Consider the following 15,210-nt stretch of genomic DNA (forward strand, 5'->3'; position numbering starts at 1 on the left):
CGTGGCACCGGCCCTTGTCCGGGAACCGCGGGGTCAGGCGCGGGTGCGCGCGAGGACGCTCGAGGCTTCCTGAGAAGCAGCTCCGCCGGTCTTGAGCTGAGCGAGGTGCTCCGGAACTTCCTGTCCGCGATGGTCGAGCGCCTGCACGTAGAGACGGCCGGCGCGGTACGAGGACCGGACAAGCGGGCCGGCCATCACACCGGCGAACCCGATCTCACGTGCCTGGTCGGATAGTTCCACGAACTCCTCGGGCTTGACCCAGCGGTCGATCGGATGGTGCAACGGGCTGGGCCGCAGGTATTGCGTGATCGTGAGGATGTCGCACCCCGCCGAGTGCAGATCCTTCATCGCGTCCACGATCTCCTCGGAGGTCTCGCCCATGCCGAGGATGAGGTTGGACTTGGTCACCAGACCGAAGTCACGGGCCGCGCGGATCACATCGAGAGATCGATCGAACCGGAACGCGGGCCGGATCCGCTTGAAGATCCGCGGGACGGTCTCCAGGTTGTGTGCCAGCACCTCGGGGCGTGACTCGAACACCTCGGCCAACTGGTCGGGGTTTCCGTTGAAGTCGGGGATGAGGTTCTCCACCCCTGTGTTGGGGTTGAGTTCGTGGATCTTGCGGACGGTCTCCGCGTACAGCCACGCGCCGCCGTCGGCGAGGTCGTCACGTGCCACACCGGTGATGGTCGAATAACGAAGACCCATCTCGCGAACAGACTCGGCCACCCGCCGGGGCTCGTCACGGTCTAGCGCCGTGGGTTTGCCGGTGTCGATCTGACAGAAGTCACAACGGCGGGTGCACTGTTCGCCACCGATGAGGAAGGTGGCCTCCCGGTCTTCCCAACATTCGTAGATGTTGGGACATCCGGCCTCCTCGCACACGGTGTGAAGGCCGCCGGTCTTGACCAGACTCTTGAGTTCCTTGTACTCGGGCCCCATGGTTGCCCGCGTCCGTATCCACGATGGTTTGCGTTCGATCGGCGTCTCGGCGTTACGTGCCTCGATACGAAGCAGTTTGCGGCCCTCGGGTGTCACAGTCACGCCTGTCAGCCTACGCGCGAATCACGAGACGGGCAGCGTGCCGTCGAGGGCCTCCACCAGGTCGGAGGAAACCTGGTCCAGTACGTCGGACACGGTCACCGTCCGACCGAGCTCCGCGCTGAGCGAGGTGACACCGGCGTCAACGATCCCGCACGGCACGATCCGTGAGAATGCGCCGAGGTCGCAGTCGCAGTTAAGTGAAAATCCGTGCATTGTCACGCCTCGCTGGACTCGGATGCCGATCGCGGCGATCTTCCGCTCGGGGCGCCCGCCGGAGGCCGCGCACCACACCCCCGACCGGCCTTCGACCCGGCCGGCCTCAACCCCGAAATGGGCGCAGGTGGCGATGAGCGCCTGCTCCACTCTGCGGACGTATTCGACCACGTCGATCGGGTCCGTCAGCGCGATGATGGGGTAGCCAACGAGTTGTCCGGGGCCGTGCCAGGTGATCCGACCGCCACGGTCCACGTCCACCACAGGCGTGCCGTCCGTGGGACGGTCCCCGGGCTCCGTGCGCTTGCCCGCCGTGTACGTGGCGGGGTGCTCGAGCAACAGGACGGTGTCCCCGCGGACGCCGTCCGCGCGCTCCTGCGCGAGGGTGCGCTGCAATTCCCAGGCGGGCGTGTACTCGACCGCGCCGAGCCGACGGATTTTCGGGGCGGTTGGATCCTGGCGCAGGGACTGACCGTGGTGCGACATGCGATCCAGACTAGGCCGATTGCTCGGCGGACGACGACGGGGCGCCCTCCCGGTAGGAGAGCGCCCCGCCTGTGACGGCCGGCGATTACAGCCCGAGGTCGCCCTCGAACTCCGCCTTCTCCAGCCGATCCTTGACCGTGGTCAGGAAGCGGCCGGCGTCCGCGCCGTCGATCAATCGATGGTCGTACGTCATGGGCATGAACCCCATGGACCGGATGGCGATCGACTCGCCCTCGTCATCTGTGTCCACCACGGGGCGACGCACGATCGCACCGGTGCCCAGCATCGCCGCCTGCGGCGGGACGAGGATCGGGGTGTCGAAGAGCGCGCCCTCGCTCCCGATATTGGTGATGGTGAACGTGCCACCCGAGAGATCGTCCGGCGTGAGCTTGGACGAGCGTGCTCGATCCGCCAAGTCGATGATCGCCTTGGTCAGAGCAGGAATATCCATGTCCTGGGCGTTCTTGATGACAGGAGAGAGCAGCCCGGCTTCGGTGTCCACGGCGATGCCGAGGTTCACCTCACCGTGGTAGGTGATCTCGTTGGCGTCCTCGTCGTAGGACGCGTTGACGTTCGGATGCGAAACCAGGGCCTCGACCACAGCCTTCGCGTAGAACGGCAGGTAGGTGAGCTTGACGCCGTGCTTGTCGGCGAACTGCTCCTTGACCTGGCCACGGAGCAGCGCCACGCGGGTCATGTCCACCTCGAAGACCTGGGTGAGCTGAGCGCTTGTCTGCAGCGAATCCCGGGTGATACGAGCCGTGACCTTGCGGATACGGTTCGCCTTCTTAGTTGTTCCACGCAGCTCGGCGAGCTCGGGCCGCACGCCAGCAGTGGACGGGCCGCCGGAGGTGGGGGCCTTCTTCTCGGCGGGAGCCTCGGGGCTGCTTTCCGCACCGGAGCCCTCGGCCGCGGCCAGCACGTCCTGCTTGCGGATGCGTCCACCGATACCGGTGCCCTTGATCGAGTCCAGGTCCACGCCGTGTTCCTGCGCCAGCTTGCGCACCAGCGGAGTCACGTACGGCGAGGTGCCGGCCTTGGCGGCAGCGGCGGGTTCGGCCCGCTTCTGCACGCCGGACCCGGAGGGCTTCGAGCTGTCAGCCTTCGCCTTTGCCTTGTCCGCGGACTTCTTCTCCTGCTCCGGTGTGTCGCCGGCTTTGTCGGCTTGCTTGTCGTCGCCGGCCGCGTCGGTGGCGTCACCCTGGGCCCGTTCGGACCTCGCGGAGGATTCTTCCTTCTCGGTCGTCTCCGCTGGCTCGTCGTTGTCGTCGGTGTCGGAGTCGTCGGAGTTGGAGTCGTCCCCGGAGCCGTCGCCGATTACTGCGAGGGTGGCGCCGACGTCGACGGTCTCGTCTTCTTCGGCGACGATCTTCTGGATGGTGCCGGCGACGGGGGAGGGGATCTCGGTGTCGACCTTATCGGTGGAGACCTCGAGTAGGGGTTCGTCGATCTCGACGGTGTCGCCGACGGCCTTGAGCCATTTGGTGATGGTGCCCTCGGTGACGGATTCGCCGAGTTCGGGCATGGTCACGTCGGTGCCCTTGCCGCCTCCGGAGCTGCCGGAGGACTTCTTGGGCGGGGCGGGCTCGTCCTCAGCGGGCTCGTCGGCGGAATCGTCGTCGGACGGTGCTTCGTCGGCCTCGTCGGCTTCTGCCTCGGGCTCATCCTGCTCAGCGGAGGAGTCGGAGTCGTCGGAGCTGGAGTCGTCCCCGGAGCCGTCGTCGATGATCGCGAGTTCTCCGCCGATCTCGACGGTCTCGTCTTCTTCGGCGACGATCTTCTTCAGGGTTCCCGCGGCGGGGGAGGGGATCTCGGTGTCGACCTTGTCGGTCGAGACCTCAAGCAAGGGCTCGTCGACCTCGACCGTGTCCCCCTCCTTTTTGAGCCAGCGGGTGACTGTCCCCTCGCTGACGGATTCACCGAGAGCCGGCATCTGTACGGAGAAGGCCATGGTGTTGTGACTCCTCGAGAGTGTGTCTGCGCCGTCCCCGGCGCGGTCAGCGCCCGCGGTGAGCGGCGTCATTTATTGGGCAACTATCTGTTCGTCGAACCATCCGGGACGGGCCGCGGTGGCGTACCTCACGGGTGATCGTCGTCCATTGTGCCCTCTGCCACTGGTCGGTGTCGGAGGACGCCCCGATCCGGTGCCGGGCCGGAGCGCGAACGTACCGGTGATCGTGCACGAACATCGTTACCGGCGCTCGGTAGAATCGCAGCGCATGATCGGCCCCACCCCGGACGGGGGGCCGATGGGAGGAGAACGACGGTGGGGATACGCGACCTTTTCGGCCTTCGGGGTCCCCGCATACCCGCGGACCCAGCCGACCTCGACCACTTTCGCCGGTGGTGCCGCACTCGGGTGGGGGTGGAGGCGTTTCTGGAACCCGAGACACTCGTCTCTGTTCCCGGACTGTGCCTGGTGGCGTTCGACGGTGAGTGGACGCGGCGTCCCGTCGGGGATGTGCGAACAGCGCGCAAGATCGCGGCCGAACTGAAGATTCCCCTCGTGGACGCGGCGGTCTACGGCTACCCGCAACGGATGCGCGATTACGAAGAGGTCCGCATCAAGCGGGAGAGACGCGAAAGCGCCCGCCGGCTCCGCGAACGGATTCGCGAAGCAGACGGGCGCTAGCGGACCAGCCGGGCGGAGAACTGAACCGACGAGGCGGCTCAGTTCGCCGAGGCGATGTCTTCAAGGACCGCCAGCAGGGTGCGGACCGGGACGCCGGTGGCGCCCTTGGGGATGTAGCCCTCGGCGCCGCCGTCGTTATATGCAGGGCCGGCGATGTCCACGTGCGCCCACTGGACGCCCTCGGCCACGAATTCCCGCAGGAACAGTCCCGCGGATAGCATTCCGCCCCACCGGTGCGGCGTGACGTTGGTGAGGTCGGCGACCTCCGAGTCGAGACCGTCGCGCAGCTCCTCGGGCAGTGGCATCGGCCAGCCGCCCTCGCCCACCTCGCGGCTAAGTTCGGAGACCCGGTCGCGGAACTCGTCGGTGCCCATGACTCCCGGGGTCTTCTTACCCAGCGCCACCATCTGCGCACCCGTCAGGGTGGCGGTGTCGATGAGGTGCGACGGCGAGTCCTCGCAGGCGCGGACGATCGCGTCGGCCAGGATCAGTCGACCCTCGGCATCGGTGTTCTGCACCTCCACCGTGGTGCCGCCGTACATCTTCAGGACATCGCCCGGACGGTACGCGGTCGCAGAAGGCATGTTCTCCGCCATCGGCACGGTCGCCACCACGTTGAGGTCCACACCGAGACGCGCGGCCAGGATCACGGTGGCCACCACGGCCGCCGCCCCGCCCATGTCCATGGTCATCTGCTCCATGCCGGCAGCAGGCTTGATGGAGATGCCTCCCGTGTCGAACGTGACGCCCTTGCCCACCAGTGCCACGGTCGGACGGCCCTCTCCGCCCCGGTGGGTCATGCGCACCAGACGCGGCCCACGGGACGAACCGCCGCCCACCGCGAGGATGCCGCCGAAGCCGCCGTCTGCCAGCGCGGCCTCGTCCAGGACCTCCACCTCGAGGCCCGCCTCGCGCCCGAGCGTGGCGGCGCGGTCCGCGAATGATCCGGGGAACAGGAGGTTGGGTGGGGTGTTGACGAGGTCGCGTGCGAGGCCGACACACTCCGCGATGGTGCGGGCGCGGGCCACCGCATCAGCGCCGTCCCCGGATACGAACACCCTCAGTGAGTCAGTCGGGTTGTCGTCGTTCTCGTTTTTCGCGGTGACCTTCGCGGGCCGGAACGATCCCAGAGCGGCGCCCAGTGCCACCACCTCGGCGCGCGCGCCGTCCAGCAGTACCAGCGCACTCCCGAGGCCACGGCACGCACGCGCGGCGGCACCGGCGGCGCGACGCAGGGTCTCATCGGTCACCTCATCGGTGGCGGAGCCCAGGCCGACCAGCACCATGGACCGCCCCGGGAGGCCCTCGGGCGCCTGGACGCGAGCTGTGGACCCGACCTTGGTGGACGCACCGACGGCGTGGGCCACATCAGTCACCGACGACGCCGCGTCGCTGTCCAGGCCAGGGGCCACGACGACCGGAACCGAGTCCTTGCCGGCGTCAGCGGCCGCGGAGATACCGACCACCACCACCTCGGACTCGACAAGTGACGTGACCGCCTCGATCACGGCGAGGTCCGGATTGTGGGTGAGGATCGACTGCGCGGTCGGCATGAAGCGCTCCTGGGGCTCGGCGGGAACATAACGGATCAGCCTGACCCGTGCGGCATGACCGCCACGGGAAGGGCACCACAGTCTATCGACTAACGTGGGATCCCAGCCGTACGTGAGAGCCCGAGGAGTGGCGATATGACAGACACCGGAGACCTCTACGAGGGGCCGCTGCACTCGCGCCACGTGGAGGCGGGCGCGACATTCGCACCCTTCGGTGGATGGTCGATGCCCGTCCAGTACACGGGCACGGTCGCCGAACACACAGCCACGCGCACGTCAGTCGGACTGTTCGACGTCAGCCACCTCGGCAAGGCCCGCGTGAGCGGCCCCGGCGCCGCCGAGTTCGTCAACACCTGCTTCACCAACGACATCGACCGGATCTCGGCCGGCAGTGCGCAGTACACGCTGTGCTGCAACGCCAGCGGGGGAGTTGTCGACGACCTCATCGCCTACCGCGTCTCCGACGAGGAGATCTTTCTCATCCCCAACGCCTCCAACACCGCCGAGGTCGTCCGGCTGCTCCAGCAGGCGGCCACGGAACGGGCACCCGGGATCACCGTCGCCGACGAGCACCGTTCGCATGCCGTGCTCGCGGTCCAGGGTCCGGAGTCCGGCGAGGTCCTCACCGCCCTCGGCCTACCGACCGACCTGGACTACATGGCCTACGTGGACGCCGATTTCGGCGGTCATCCCGTCCGCATCTGTCGGACCGGGTACACCGGCGAGTACGGATTCGAGGTCCTGCCCGCCTGGGATCATGCCGGCGCCGTCTGGGACGCGCTCGCCGAGCAGGTCCTCGCCCGCGAGGGCGCGCTCTGCGGACTCGGAGCCCGCGACTCGCTGCGTACCGAGGCAGGCTATCCGCTCCACGGTAACGAGCTGTCCGTCGACCTCAGCCCGCTCGAGGCCCGCTGCGCCTGGGCCATCGGGTGGGACAAGCCGTCGTTCTGGGGCCGGGAGGAACTGCTCCGCCAGAAGGAGGCCGGCCCCGCCCGCCGCGTCTACGCACTCCAGGTCACCGGTCGGGGAATCCTCCGCGCCGGCCAGACGGTGCGCGCCGGCGGTCGCGACGTGGGAATCACCAGCTCGGGGACGTTCTCGCCCACGCTCAGGACGGGCATCGCCCTGGCGTTCATCCAGTTGGACGCGGGGCTGAAGAAGGGCGACGACGTGGTGGTGGACGTACGCGGACGAGAGGTACCGTGCCGCCTCTCGGTACCGCCCCTCGTCGAGATCCGCACCCGCTGACCCCGCCACTTCTTCCAGGAACGAGACGCACATGTTCCAGTTCGACATCCGCCCCTCGGCCGCCCCACGGTCCGCCGATGAGCGTGACGCAATCCTTGCCGCCCCCGGGTTCGGCCAGTACTTCACCGACCACATGGTGACCCTCCCGTACGCAGACGGACGGTGGGGTACCCCCGTCGTCGAGGCGTACGCGCCGTTCTCCATCGACCCCTCGGCAGTGGTTCTGCACTATGCCCAGACGATCTTCGAGGGGCTCAAGGCCTATCGGCAGGCGGACGACTCCATCGCCTCGTTCCGGCCCGAGCAGAACGCGGCCCGCTTCAACCGCTCCGCGGAGCGACTCGCGATGCCGCAGCTCCCCGAGGAGTTGTTCATGGAGTCACTTCGGCAGATCGTGGAGATTGACCGCGACTGGGTTCCTGCCGCTGGTGGCGAGGAGTCCCTCTACCTACGTCCCTTCATGATCGCCACGGAGATCGGACTCGGCGTGCGCCCGGCCGGGGAATATCTGTACTCCGTCATCGCCTCGCCCGCCGGTGCCTACTTCGCCCGCGGCGTGGCCCCTGTCAGCGTGTGGTTGAGCACCGAGTACGTCCGCGCCAGCCCGGGCGGCACCGGCGCCGCCAAGTTCGGCGGAAACTACGCGGCGTCTCTGCGCGCACAGGAGCAGGCCACCCTGAGGGGCTGCGACCAGGTGGTCTGGCTGGACGCGATCGAGCGCAAATACGTCGAGGAGATGGGCGGGATGAACCTGTTCTTCGTCCTGGGCACCGGCGACGATGCCGAGATCGTGACCCCGGAATTGTCCGGCTCACTGCTGCCGGGCGTCACCCGTGACAGCCTGCTGACGCTCTCCCGTCATCTCGGCTACCGCGTGACCGAGCGTAAGGTCGCCGTGGATGAGTGGGAGGCCGGAGTGGCTTCGGGCGCGATCTCCGAGGTCTTCGCCTGCGGTACGGCGGCGGTCATCACTCCCGTCGGTTCGGTGCAGCACGCCGAAGGCGGCTACACCGTCGGTGACGGTGGGCCCGGAGCGGTGACCATGCGTCTGCGCGAGACCCTTACCGGCATCCAGCGCGGGTCTGTGGAGGACCCGTTCGGCTGGATGACCACCCTGGTCTGACCGCCCCGGCGCGATCCTGGCGTCGGTCAGAGCAGGAGAACGGCGGCGAGGAGAGTCGCCGCCGTTCCCGTTTCGATGGCCGCGCCCAGGATGTCGCCGTTGACGCCCCCGAGTCGGCGCACCACATGCCGGGTGACTCCGGCGGCGATGAGATAGGCCGCGAGGCCGATTGCCGCGCCCCCCGCGGCGATCCACCACCGGCCGTGGACGGCTGCCGTCCCGGCGAGTCCGGCCCCCGCGGCTGTACACAGCAGACCGGCACCGACGACGGCGACGCGGGATTGTGACCCCGCTACGAGCGCCCCGAACCCGGTGTTCGTGGCGGCCGGAACACCCCGACGGAGCAGGATGATGGGCAGGCAGCGGGACAGGACAAAGGCTGAGACAGGAGCGAGCCAGGCTCCCGAACCGACCAGTGCGCCCAGTGCGGCGACCTCGGCGAGAAGGGTGAGGGCGAGCACGGCCGCGCCCATCGGACCGATCGAACCGGACCGCATGATCTCCAGCGCCCGCCCCGGGCCCGCGTAGGACCCCAGGCCGTCGACGGTGTCGGCCAGGGCGTCGACGTGCATGCCGCGGGTCAATGCCAACACAGCCGCGATGCCCACGATCCCCGACAACAGCGCCCCGGCACCCAGCGCGTACGCACCGTGCGCCAGTGCGGTGGCCACGAGCCCGCAGACGAGCCCGACCACGGGCAAGGCCGTCATAGATCGGCCGGCGGCGCCACTACTGGGGATTCCTGTGTTACCCACGGGGAGCACCGTCATCCACGAGAAGGACAAACGCACCGCTTCCAGCACGAGCCGTCAGTCCTTGCCGCTGACCCCGGCGTCGGCGAAGGTCGCCATCTCCGTGAGGATCGCGATCGCGTTGTGGATAACCGGCAGGGCGGCGACGGCGCCACTGCCCTCGCCCAGTCGCATCGAGTGCTCGAGCACCGGATCGAGGGACAGGTAGGTCAGGGCCGCGGAGTGGGAGGGTTCGGCACTGCGGTGCCCGGCCGTCCACCACTGGCGTGACCCCGGGGCCAGGGCCTCGGCCATGAGCGCGGCGGAAGTGACGACAGAGCCGTCCAGCAGGCACGGCGTCTTACGGACAGCTGCCTGGGCCAGGAACCCGGCCATCGCGGCGATGTCGGCGCCGGCGACCTTACGCAGCATGGCCACGGGATCACGCAGATCGCCTGAAGCCCGGTACATTGCATCGCGGATCGCTGCGGTCTTGCGCATCCAGCCCTCGTCGTCCACGCCGGTCCCGCGTCCGACCAACTCGACCGGCTCGCGTCCTGTGACCAAACAGGTCAGCACTGTTGCAGGGGTTGTATTGCCGATACCCAGGTCGCCGGCGACGAGTAGGTCAGCGCCGGAATCCACCTCCTCGTCGGCGATCCGGCGTCCCGCGGCGATCGCGGCCCGTACCTCTGCGACGGTGAGTGCGTCCTCGCGGTCGATCGATCCACTGGAGCGGCGGATCTTGTGGTCGTCGATACCGCCGGGCCGCTCCTGCGACATCGCCATATCCGCCACACGGACGGTGGCACGGGACTGCCGGGCCAGCACCGATACCGCGGCGCCCCCGCCGACGATGTTGTCCGCCATCTGGAGAGTGACCTCGCGGGGGTACGCGGAGACGCCGTGCTCGGCCACGCCGTGGTCACCCGCGAACACCACGATCCTGGATCGCTCGAGCGGGCGCGGCGGGCACTCGCCCTGGCACGAGGAGATCCACACGCCCAGCTCTTCGAGCCGACCCAGCGATCCGTCGGGCTTGGTCAACGTGAGTTGGCGGGCGCGCGCCTCGTCAGCCGTCGAGTGGGACGGGGGGTGGACCGGAGGGAACTTGACCGGATCGTCGTAGTGGGCCACGTCGCCGAGGCCAGGAAAGTCGCACGGCGTCGCGGTATCGACCGGCGTCGCCGGGTGGGTGGCCGCGGCCGGTTCGCCGCCCGGTCCGGCGGCGGTGGCGGTAGGGGAGGCCCCCGCGGACGCAGCGACGGGTACGGCAGTCGCTACAGACGCGACGGATCCGGTCGCCGCGACGTTAATGACGGGCGAGGATCCGGCCCCCTCGGTCAGGGGGAGGGGGCGACCCGCGACGACGAGGACCGTCCGGTCGCACACCTCGGCCAGGCGCCGATTGAGCGAACCGATCACATCAGAGAAGACCCGGCCGGCGAGCGTGTCGGGCACAATCCCGAGCCCGACCTCGGGGGAAACCAGGATGACTCTGCCGACGTGTGCGGCGACGACCTCGACCAGCTGGTCGAGGTCGTCGGCCACAGCCGCCCCGCCGTCGGCCCATCCGAGGGTCGCGTCCATCCGACGGGTCAGCCAGCCGCCCAGGTCATCGACGAGCACGGTCGCGGAGGGGTTCTCCGCGAGGATCCGTGAGACCTCGTCCGTCTCGACGGTCGTCCACTGTTCCGGTCTGCGGTACTCGTGTACAGCGATACGGGCTGACATCTCTGCGTCATCGGCGTCGCGTCGCGCGGTGGCGACGTACACCACCTCGGTGTCGGCCGCGGCGGCCACGGCCTCGGCATAGGCGGACTTTCCCGAGCGGGTGCCGCCGAGGACGAGCTGGCGCATGGAGGTGGCCCTTCCGGGGTACGTCGAGGGGTCAGATAGCGTCGCCCGGACGGACCCGGGGACGCGGAGTGCGGAGCATTCGGGGCTGGGTGGCGCGCATGACCGCATACCAACCCAGACCGAAACCGGTGTCCTCGGTGTCGGGGAACCGGTCGCGAACGGCCTTGTTGATGGTGCGGCCGAGGAAGATCCCGTCGACGACGATCACCGCGATGAGGAGCAGGAACAACAGGCTGCTCAACTCCCGCAGCTCGGGGTTGGGCAGGAGCTGGAAGACGATCACGAACAGTGCCAGCGGCATGAACCAGTTGACGATACGGCGGTGTGTGTCCACCCAGTCGCGGGTGAAACGCCTGATGTCACCGCGGTCGCGGGAGAGCACGTAACGATCGTCGCCGTCCATCATCAACTGGCGCCGCTCCTCGCGGGCCTCGCGTTCCTGGGCCCTGGCGGCCTTGCGCTCGTCCTTGGTCATGCTCGCCTGGGCGGCCTTGCGCCGTTCCTTGGCCTCCTTGCGGGTGACCGGTGCGGTGACCGGACCCGAACGCATGCCTCGGGCCCGTTCCTGGTCACGGCGCTTCGGGGTGGGCTTCCCCTTGCCCGCCGGACGTCGCGCATCGGAGACGGACTCCTGCCCGGGAGCGCTGGTTGACTCCGGCCGCTCACCGGTCACCGAGGTGTTCTCGTCCGGACGGTCGTTTCTGGAGCCGAATCCACGCAACTTCACGACCCCAGGCTAGGCGATCGCCCGGAGCGAAGGACATTCACCTATCCGGCGCAGCAGGAGTACCGTGTGAACGGGAACGGGTACCGGGGAATAGAGGACTCCCCGGTAAGCGTTGGAATATTCGAGACGTCCCGAAGCCCTCTCGGATCGCAAGGAGAACCGACATGACCACTGCGGAGAACACCGCCACCGGTGTACTGCTCACCGACGCCGCCGCCTCCAAGGCAAAGGCCCTGCTCGACCAGGAAGGTCGCGACGACCTTTCGCTTCGCATCGCCGTCCAGCCCGGCGGCTGCGCCGGACTGCGCTACCAGCTCTTCTTCGATGACCGATCCCTCGACGGTGACGTGATCGACGACTTCGACGGCATCAAGCTCGCCGTGGACCGGATGAGCGTCCCATATCTCACCGGTGCGTCGATCGACTTCGTCGACACCATCGAGAAGCAGGGCTTCACGATCGACAACCCCCAGGCGACCGGTTCGTGCGCTTGCGGCGACTCGTTCAACTGACCTCACGGTCGAACCGACCTCACGGTCGAACTGACGACCCGGACCGATCACGTATCGGTCCGGGTCGTCTACTGTCTGGGGCATGCCCGTAGTCATCACTGGTTCCATCGCCTCCGACCACCTCATGAACTTCTCCGGTCGTTTCTCGGAGCAACTCCTCCCCGATCAGCTCGCGCACGTCTCGCTGAGCTTCCTGGTGGACTCACTCCAGATCCGCCGAGGCGGAGTCGGTGGAAACATCTCCTTCGCGCTCGGAGTGTTGGGTCGGGAGCCTTACCTGGTGGGTGCCGCCGGTGAGGATTTCGCCGAGTACCGCGACTGGCTCGAGTGTCACGGCGTCGACTGCTCGGCGGTCCACATCAGCTCCGCGCTGCACACCGCGCGTTTCGTGTGCACCACCGACTCCGAGATGGCGCAGCTCGCGTCTTTCTATCCCGGTGCGATGGGTGAGGCCGCCACCATTTCCCTGGCCCGGCTGGTCGAGCGGATCGGACGCCCGGAAATCGTGCTGATCGGCGCCAACGACCCGACCGCCATGAACTCGCACACCGCCGAGTGTCGTGAGCTCGGCTTGGACTTCGCCGCAGACCCCTCGCAGCAGCTGGCGTTCCTCGACGGTGACGCGTCCGCGGCCCTTGTAGAGGGAGCCCGCTACCTGTTCACCAACGAGTACGAGTACCAGTTGCTGCTAAACAAAACCGGTTGGACCGCCGATGAACTCGACTCCAAGGTGGGAACCCGCATCACCACTCGTGGGGGCAAGGGCGTCGTGATCGTGGAGAAGGGCGCCGAGCCGATCGAGGTCGGGGTCGTGCCCTCGGACAACCTGCTCGACCCCACCGGCGTGGGCGACGCGTTCCGCGCCGGATTCCTCAGTGGCGTCCTCGACGGGCTGTCGCTGGAGCGTTCCGCCCAGTTCGGTGCTCTCATCGCCACCCACGTGCTGGAAACCACCGGAACCCAGGAGTGGACCATCGACCCGGTGGCCGCGCGTCGTCGTCTGGCGGCCACCTACGGCGACGAGGCGGCCGAGGAACTCTCCGCGCTCCTGCCGGCCTGAACTACTGACGGCGCGGCCCACGGGGGCTTCGCTAGAGGCGTACCGGGTAGTCGCGCTGCTCGATGTCCGGGACGATCCGTCCCTCGACAAAGATGCCGTGCCAGATCATGAAGCACAGCATCGTCCAGATCCGGCGGCTGTGGTCGGAGTCGCCGCGCCGGTGCTCGTCGAGCATCCGCAGGACCGCGGCCTTGTCGATGAACTCGTCGGTACCGGAGGCGAGGACGTGCTCGCGGGCCCAATCATGAAGTTCCGGCCCGGCCAGCCAGTGGCGGGTCGGAACGGGAAAGCCCAGCTTTTTTCGGTGCAGAACGTGGGCAGGGACGATGCGCTCCAGCGCCTTGCGCAGTGCGTACTTGGTGGTGCCGTGCGAGATCTTCTCGGAGTGTGGCAGTCGGGAGGCGACCTCGTACACCTCGCGATCGAGGAAGGGCACTCGCAGTTCGAGTGAGTTGGCCATGGTGACCTTGTCCGCCTTGACCAGGATGTCGCCGCGCAGCCACGTGAACAGGTCGAGGTGCTGCATGCGGGCCACGGGATCCCAGCCTCGCGAGCGGTCGTAGATCGGCCTGGTGACGTCCTGGTGCCCCCACTCTGGGCGGTAGTCGCGCAGGACTGAGCGGACCTGATCCTCGGAGAAGGAGCGCGCGTTGCCGTAGTAGCGGTCCTCGAGACTCATCGAGCCGCGGTGGAGCAGGCTCTTGCCGCGGGTGCCCTCGGGGATTCGGGTGCTGAGCCGACCGAGAGCGCGCCGCAGCCCACCGGGGATCTTCTCGAACGGCGCAAGCGACAGCGGCTCCTTGTAGATGGTGTAGCCCCCGAACAGCTCATCCGCGCCCTCGCCGGACAGGACCACCTTGACGTGCTTGCGGGCTTCCCGGGCGACGAAATAGAGAGGGACGAGGGCGGGATCCGCGACGGGCTCGTCGAGGTACCAGATGATCTCGGGGATCGCGGCGGCGAACTCCTCGGGGGAGACCACCTTGACTATGTGCTCCACCCCGATCGCCGCGGCGGATTCCGCGGCCACATCGACCTCGGAGTAACCCTCGCGTTCGAATCCGGTGGTGAATGTCAACAGGTTCTCGTTGTGGCGGCGGGCCAGGGTGGCGATGGCGGTGGAGTCGATCCCGCCGGACAGGAACGAACCCACTGTGACGTCCGCGCGCATGTGCTTGGCGACGGAGTCCTCGAGGGCGGTCGCGATCTCCTCGTAGCGGCGCTCGCTGTCACCGTCGGCGACAGGTACGACCGGGAAGGTGGGCTCGAAATACCGCTCGATGAGGGGAGGGGCACCCGGCGTGAGGGTGGCGTGGCAGCCGGACTCGAGGCGACGGACGCCGCGCGTGAGGGTCTCGTCCTCAGGGACGTACTGGAGGGTGACGTAGTGCTGGAGGGCGCGGGTGTCGATTGAGGTGTCGACGACCACGAGGTCCACGAGTTCTGTGATCGACTTCTTCTCGCTCGCGAATGCGGTACCCCCGGGGCCGGTGGCGATGTACAGGGGCTTGATGCCGAACGGGTCACGGGCGACGAAAAGTGAGCGCTCGACGGTGTCCCAGATTGCGAACGCGAACATCCCGCGCAGTCGGCTGACCGCGCCCGGACCCCAGTGGTGGAACGCCGCGACTATGGGCTCGCCGTCGCCTTCGGTCTCGAAGGTGGCGCCGTGCTCGCGACTGAGTTCCTCGCGGAGTTCGAGGTAGTTGTAGATCTCCCCGTTAAACACCAGTGCGTAGCGGTCCGGCTGTCCAGGCGGGCCCCAGCGGAGTGGCTGGTGGGAATGCGCGATATCGATGATCGACAGCCGATTGAAGCCGAAGGCGATGTCGTCGTCGGTCCACGTTCCCACCTCGTCCGGGCCGCGGTGGCGCTGGCAGCCCATGGCGGCGAGCACGCGTGCCTCGTGGGAACGGGCGGAGCCGTCGGGGGTCAAGAGACCAAGCAGGCCACACATGCGTCGGGTACCTCGTCGATCCAAACTCGGGGGGTGGGGCGGCGGACCCGCCTGGACGGGTCGC

At 68.0% G+C, this 15,210-nt stretch carries 13 protein-coding genes; 5 read left to right on the forward strand and 8 right to left on the reverse strand.

Annotation, left to right across the window (positions count from 1 at the left end; genetic code table 11):
• Nucleotides 1-33: 33 nt before the first annotated feature.
• The 3 genes from lipA to sucB all read right to left on the reverse strand — a co-directional run bounded on the left by lipA (nt 34) and on the right by sucB (nt 3,694).
• The gene (gene lipA, locus ON04_RS05250; RefSeq protein WP_010540539.1) at nt 34-1,044 is read right to left on the reverse strand and encodes a lipoyl synthase; all 1,011 of its coding nucleotides are present in this window, start codon (nt 1,042-1,044) and stop codon (nt 34-36) included.
• A 21-nt stretch (nt 1,045-1,065) separates the two neighbouring features.
• Nucleotides 1,066-1,743 carry a lipoyl(octanoyl) transferase LipB gene (lipB, locus tag ON04_RS05255; protein ID WP_010540540.1) on the reverse strand — a complete coding sequence of 226 codons (678 nt, stop codon included), beginning with the start codon at nt 1,741-1,743 and terminating at the stop codon, nt 1,066-1,068.
• A gap of 85 nt (nt 1,744-1,828) precedes the next feature.
• Nucleotides 1,829-3,694: a 2-oxoglutarate dehydrogenase, E2 component, dihydrolipoamide succinyltransferase gene (gene sucB, locus ON04_RS05260; protein ID WP_029457795.1), complete on the reverse strand. Its 1,866-nt coding sequence runs from the start codon at nt 3,692-3,694 to the stop codon at nt 1,829-1,831.
• Nucleotides 3,695-4,108: 414 nt separating this feature from the next.
• Between sucB and ON04_RS05265 the strand changes: the two genes are divergently transcribed.
• Nucleotides 4,109-4,375 carry an oxidoreductase gene (locus ON04_RS05265; RefSeq protein ID WP_238529240.1) on the forward strand — a complete coding sequence of 89 codons (267 nt, stop codon included), beginning with the start codon at nt 4,109-4,111 and terminating at the stop codon, nt 4,373-4,375.
• A 38-nt stretch (nt 4,376-4,413) separates the two neighbouring features.
• On the opposite strand, the gene ON04_RS05270 is transcribed toward ON04_RS05265, so the two are convergent.
• Complete coding sequence (locus ON04_RS05270; protein ID WP_010540543.1) at nt 4,414-5,928, reverse strand: leucyl aminopeptidase; 1,515 nt, start codon at nt 5,926-5,928, stop codon at nt 4,414-4,416.
• A gap of 135 nt (nt 5,929-6,063) precedes the next feature.
• On the opposite strand from ON04_RS05270, the gene gcvT reads away from it, so the two are divergent.
• Both gcvT and ON04_RS05280 read left to right on the forward strand, forming a co-directional pair.
• Nucleotides 6,064-7,176: a glycine cleavage system aminomethyltransferase GcvT gene (gene gcvT / locus ON04_RS05275; protein WP_010540544.1), complete on the forward strand. Its 1,113-nt coding sequence runs from the start codon at nt 6,064-6,066 to the stop codon at nt 7,174-7,176.
• 31 nt (nt 7,177-7,207) lie between these two features.
• Nucleotides 7,208-8,299, forward strand: a complete 1,092-nt coding sequence (locus tag ON04_RS05280) for a branched-chain amino acid aminotransferase (RefSeq protein WP_010540545.1) — start codon at nt 7,208-7,210, stop codon at nt 8,297-8,299.
• 26 nt (nt 8,300-8,325) lie between these two features.
• On the opposite strand, the gene ON04_RS05285 is transcribed toward ON04_RS05280, so the two are convergent.
• The 3 genes from ON04_RS05285 to ON04_RS05295 are packed head-to-tail and all read right to left on the reverse strand — an operon-like array spanning nt 8,326 to nt 11,617.
• Nucleotides 8,326-9,069 carry an adenosylcobinamide-GDP ribazoletransferase gene (locus ON04_RS05285; RefSeq protein WP_274376958.1) on the reverse strand — a complete coding sequence of 248 codons (744 nt, stop codon included), beginning with the start codon at nt 9,067-9,069 and terminating at the stop codon, nt 8,326-8,328.
• 39 nt (nt 9,070-9,108) lie between these two features.
• Nucleotides 9,109-10,890 carry a nicotinate-nucleotide--dimethylbenzimidazole phosphoribosyltransferase gene (gene cobT, locus ON04_RS05290; protein WP_010540547.1) on the reverse strand — a complete coding sequence of 594 codons (1,782 nt, stop codon included), beginning with the start codon at nt 10,888-10,890 and terminating at the stop codon, nt 9,109-9,111.
• Between the two features lie 31 nt (nt 10,891-10,921).
• Nucleotides 10,922-11,617 carry a DUF3043 domain-containing protein gene (locus ON04_RS05295; protein WP_010540548.1) on the reverse strand — a complete coding sequence of 232 codons (696 nt, stop codon included), beginning with the start codon at nt 11,615-11,617 and terminating at the stop codon, nt 10,922-10,924.
• Nucleotides 11,618-11,781: 164 nt separating this feature from the next.
• Between ON04_RS05295 and ON04_RS05300 the strand changes: the two genes are divergently transcribed.
• Both ON04_RS05300 and ON04_RS05305 read left to right on the forward strand, forming a co-directional pair.
• Nucleotides 11,782-12,129, forward strand: a complete 348-nt coding sequence (locus ON04_RS05300; protein ID WP_010540549.1) for a HesB/IscA family protein — start codon at nt 11,782-11,784, stop codon at nt 12,127-12,129.
• An 82-nt stretch (nt 12,130-12,211) separates the two neighbouring features.
• Nucleotides 12,212-13,189, forward strand: coding sequence for a carbohydrate kinase family protein (locus ON04_RS05305; protein WP_010540550.1), 978 nt, complete (start codon nt 12,212-12,214; stop codon nt 13,187-13,189).
• 31 nt (nt 13,190-13,220) lie between these two features.
• Here the strand turns inward: ON04_RS05305 and asnB are convergent, their stop codons facing one another.
• A complete protein-coding gene (gene asnB, locus ON04_RS05310) occupies nt 13,221-15,146 on the reverse strand; it encodes an asparagine synthase (glutamine-hydrolyzing) (RefSeq protein WP_010540551.1) in 1,926 nt (641 codons plus the stop codon).
• Nucleotides 15,147-15,210 lie beyond the last annotated feature (64 nt).

Origin of the sequence: Dietzia alimentaria 72, assembly GCF_000226215.1 — a bacterium.
Classification (GTDB): Bacteria; Actinomycetota; Actinomycetes; order Mycobacteriales; family Mycobacteriaceae; genus Dietzia; species Dietzia alimentaria.

Excerpts from the sequence above, each read along its gene's own strand:
- lipB (WP_010540540.1), bottom strand. The coding sequence starts at position 1,743 with ATGTCGCACCACGGTCAGTCCCTGCGCCAGGATCCAACCGCCCCGAAA.
- sucB (WP_029457795.1), bottom strand. The coding sequence starts at position 3,694 with ATGGCCTTCTCCGTACAGATGCCGGCTCTCGGTGAATCCGTCAGCGAG.
- ON04_RS05270 (WP_010540543.1), bottom strand. The coding sequence starts at position 5,928 with ATGCCGACCGCGCAGTCGATCCTCACCCACAATCCGGACCTCGCCGTG.
- gcvT (WP_010540544.1), top strand. The coding sequence starts at position 6,064 with ATGACAGACACCGGAGACCTCTACGAGGGGCCGCTGCACTCGCGCCAC.
- ON04_RS05280 (WP_010540545.1), top strand. The coding sequence starts at position 7,208 with ATGTTCCAGTTCGACATCCGCCCCTCGGCCGCCCCACGGTCCGCCGAT.
- ON04_RS05285 (WP_274376958.1), bottom strand. The coding sequence starts at position 9,069 with ATGACGGTGCTCCCCGTGGGTAACACAGGAATCCCCAGTAGTGGCGCC.
- cobT (WP_010540547.1), bottom strand. The coding sequence starts at position 10,890 with ATGCGCCAGCTCGTCCTCGGCGGCACCCGCTCGGGAAAGTCCGCCTAT.
- ON04_RS05300 (WP_010540549.1), top strand. The coding sequence starts at position 11,782 with ATGACCACTGCGGAGAACACCGCCACCGGTGTACTGCTCACCGACGCC.
- ON04_RS05305 (WP_010540550.1), top strand. The coding sequence starts at position 12,212 with ATGCCCGTAGTCATCACTGGTTCCATCGCCTCCGACCACCTCATGAAC.
- asnB (WP_010540551.1), bottom strand. The coding sequence starts at position 15,146 with ATGTGTGGCCTGCTTGGTCTCTTGACCCCCGACGGCTCCGCCCGTTCC.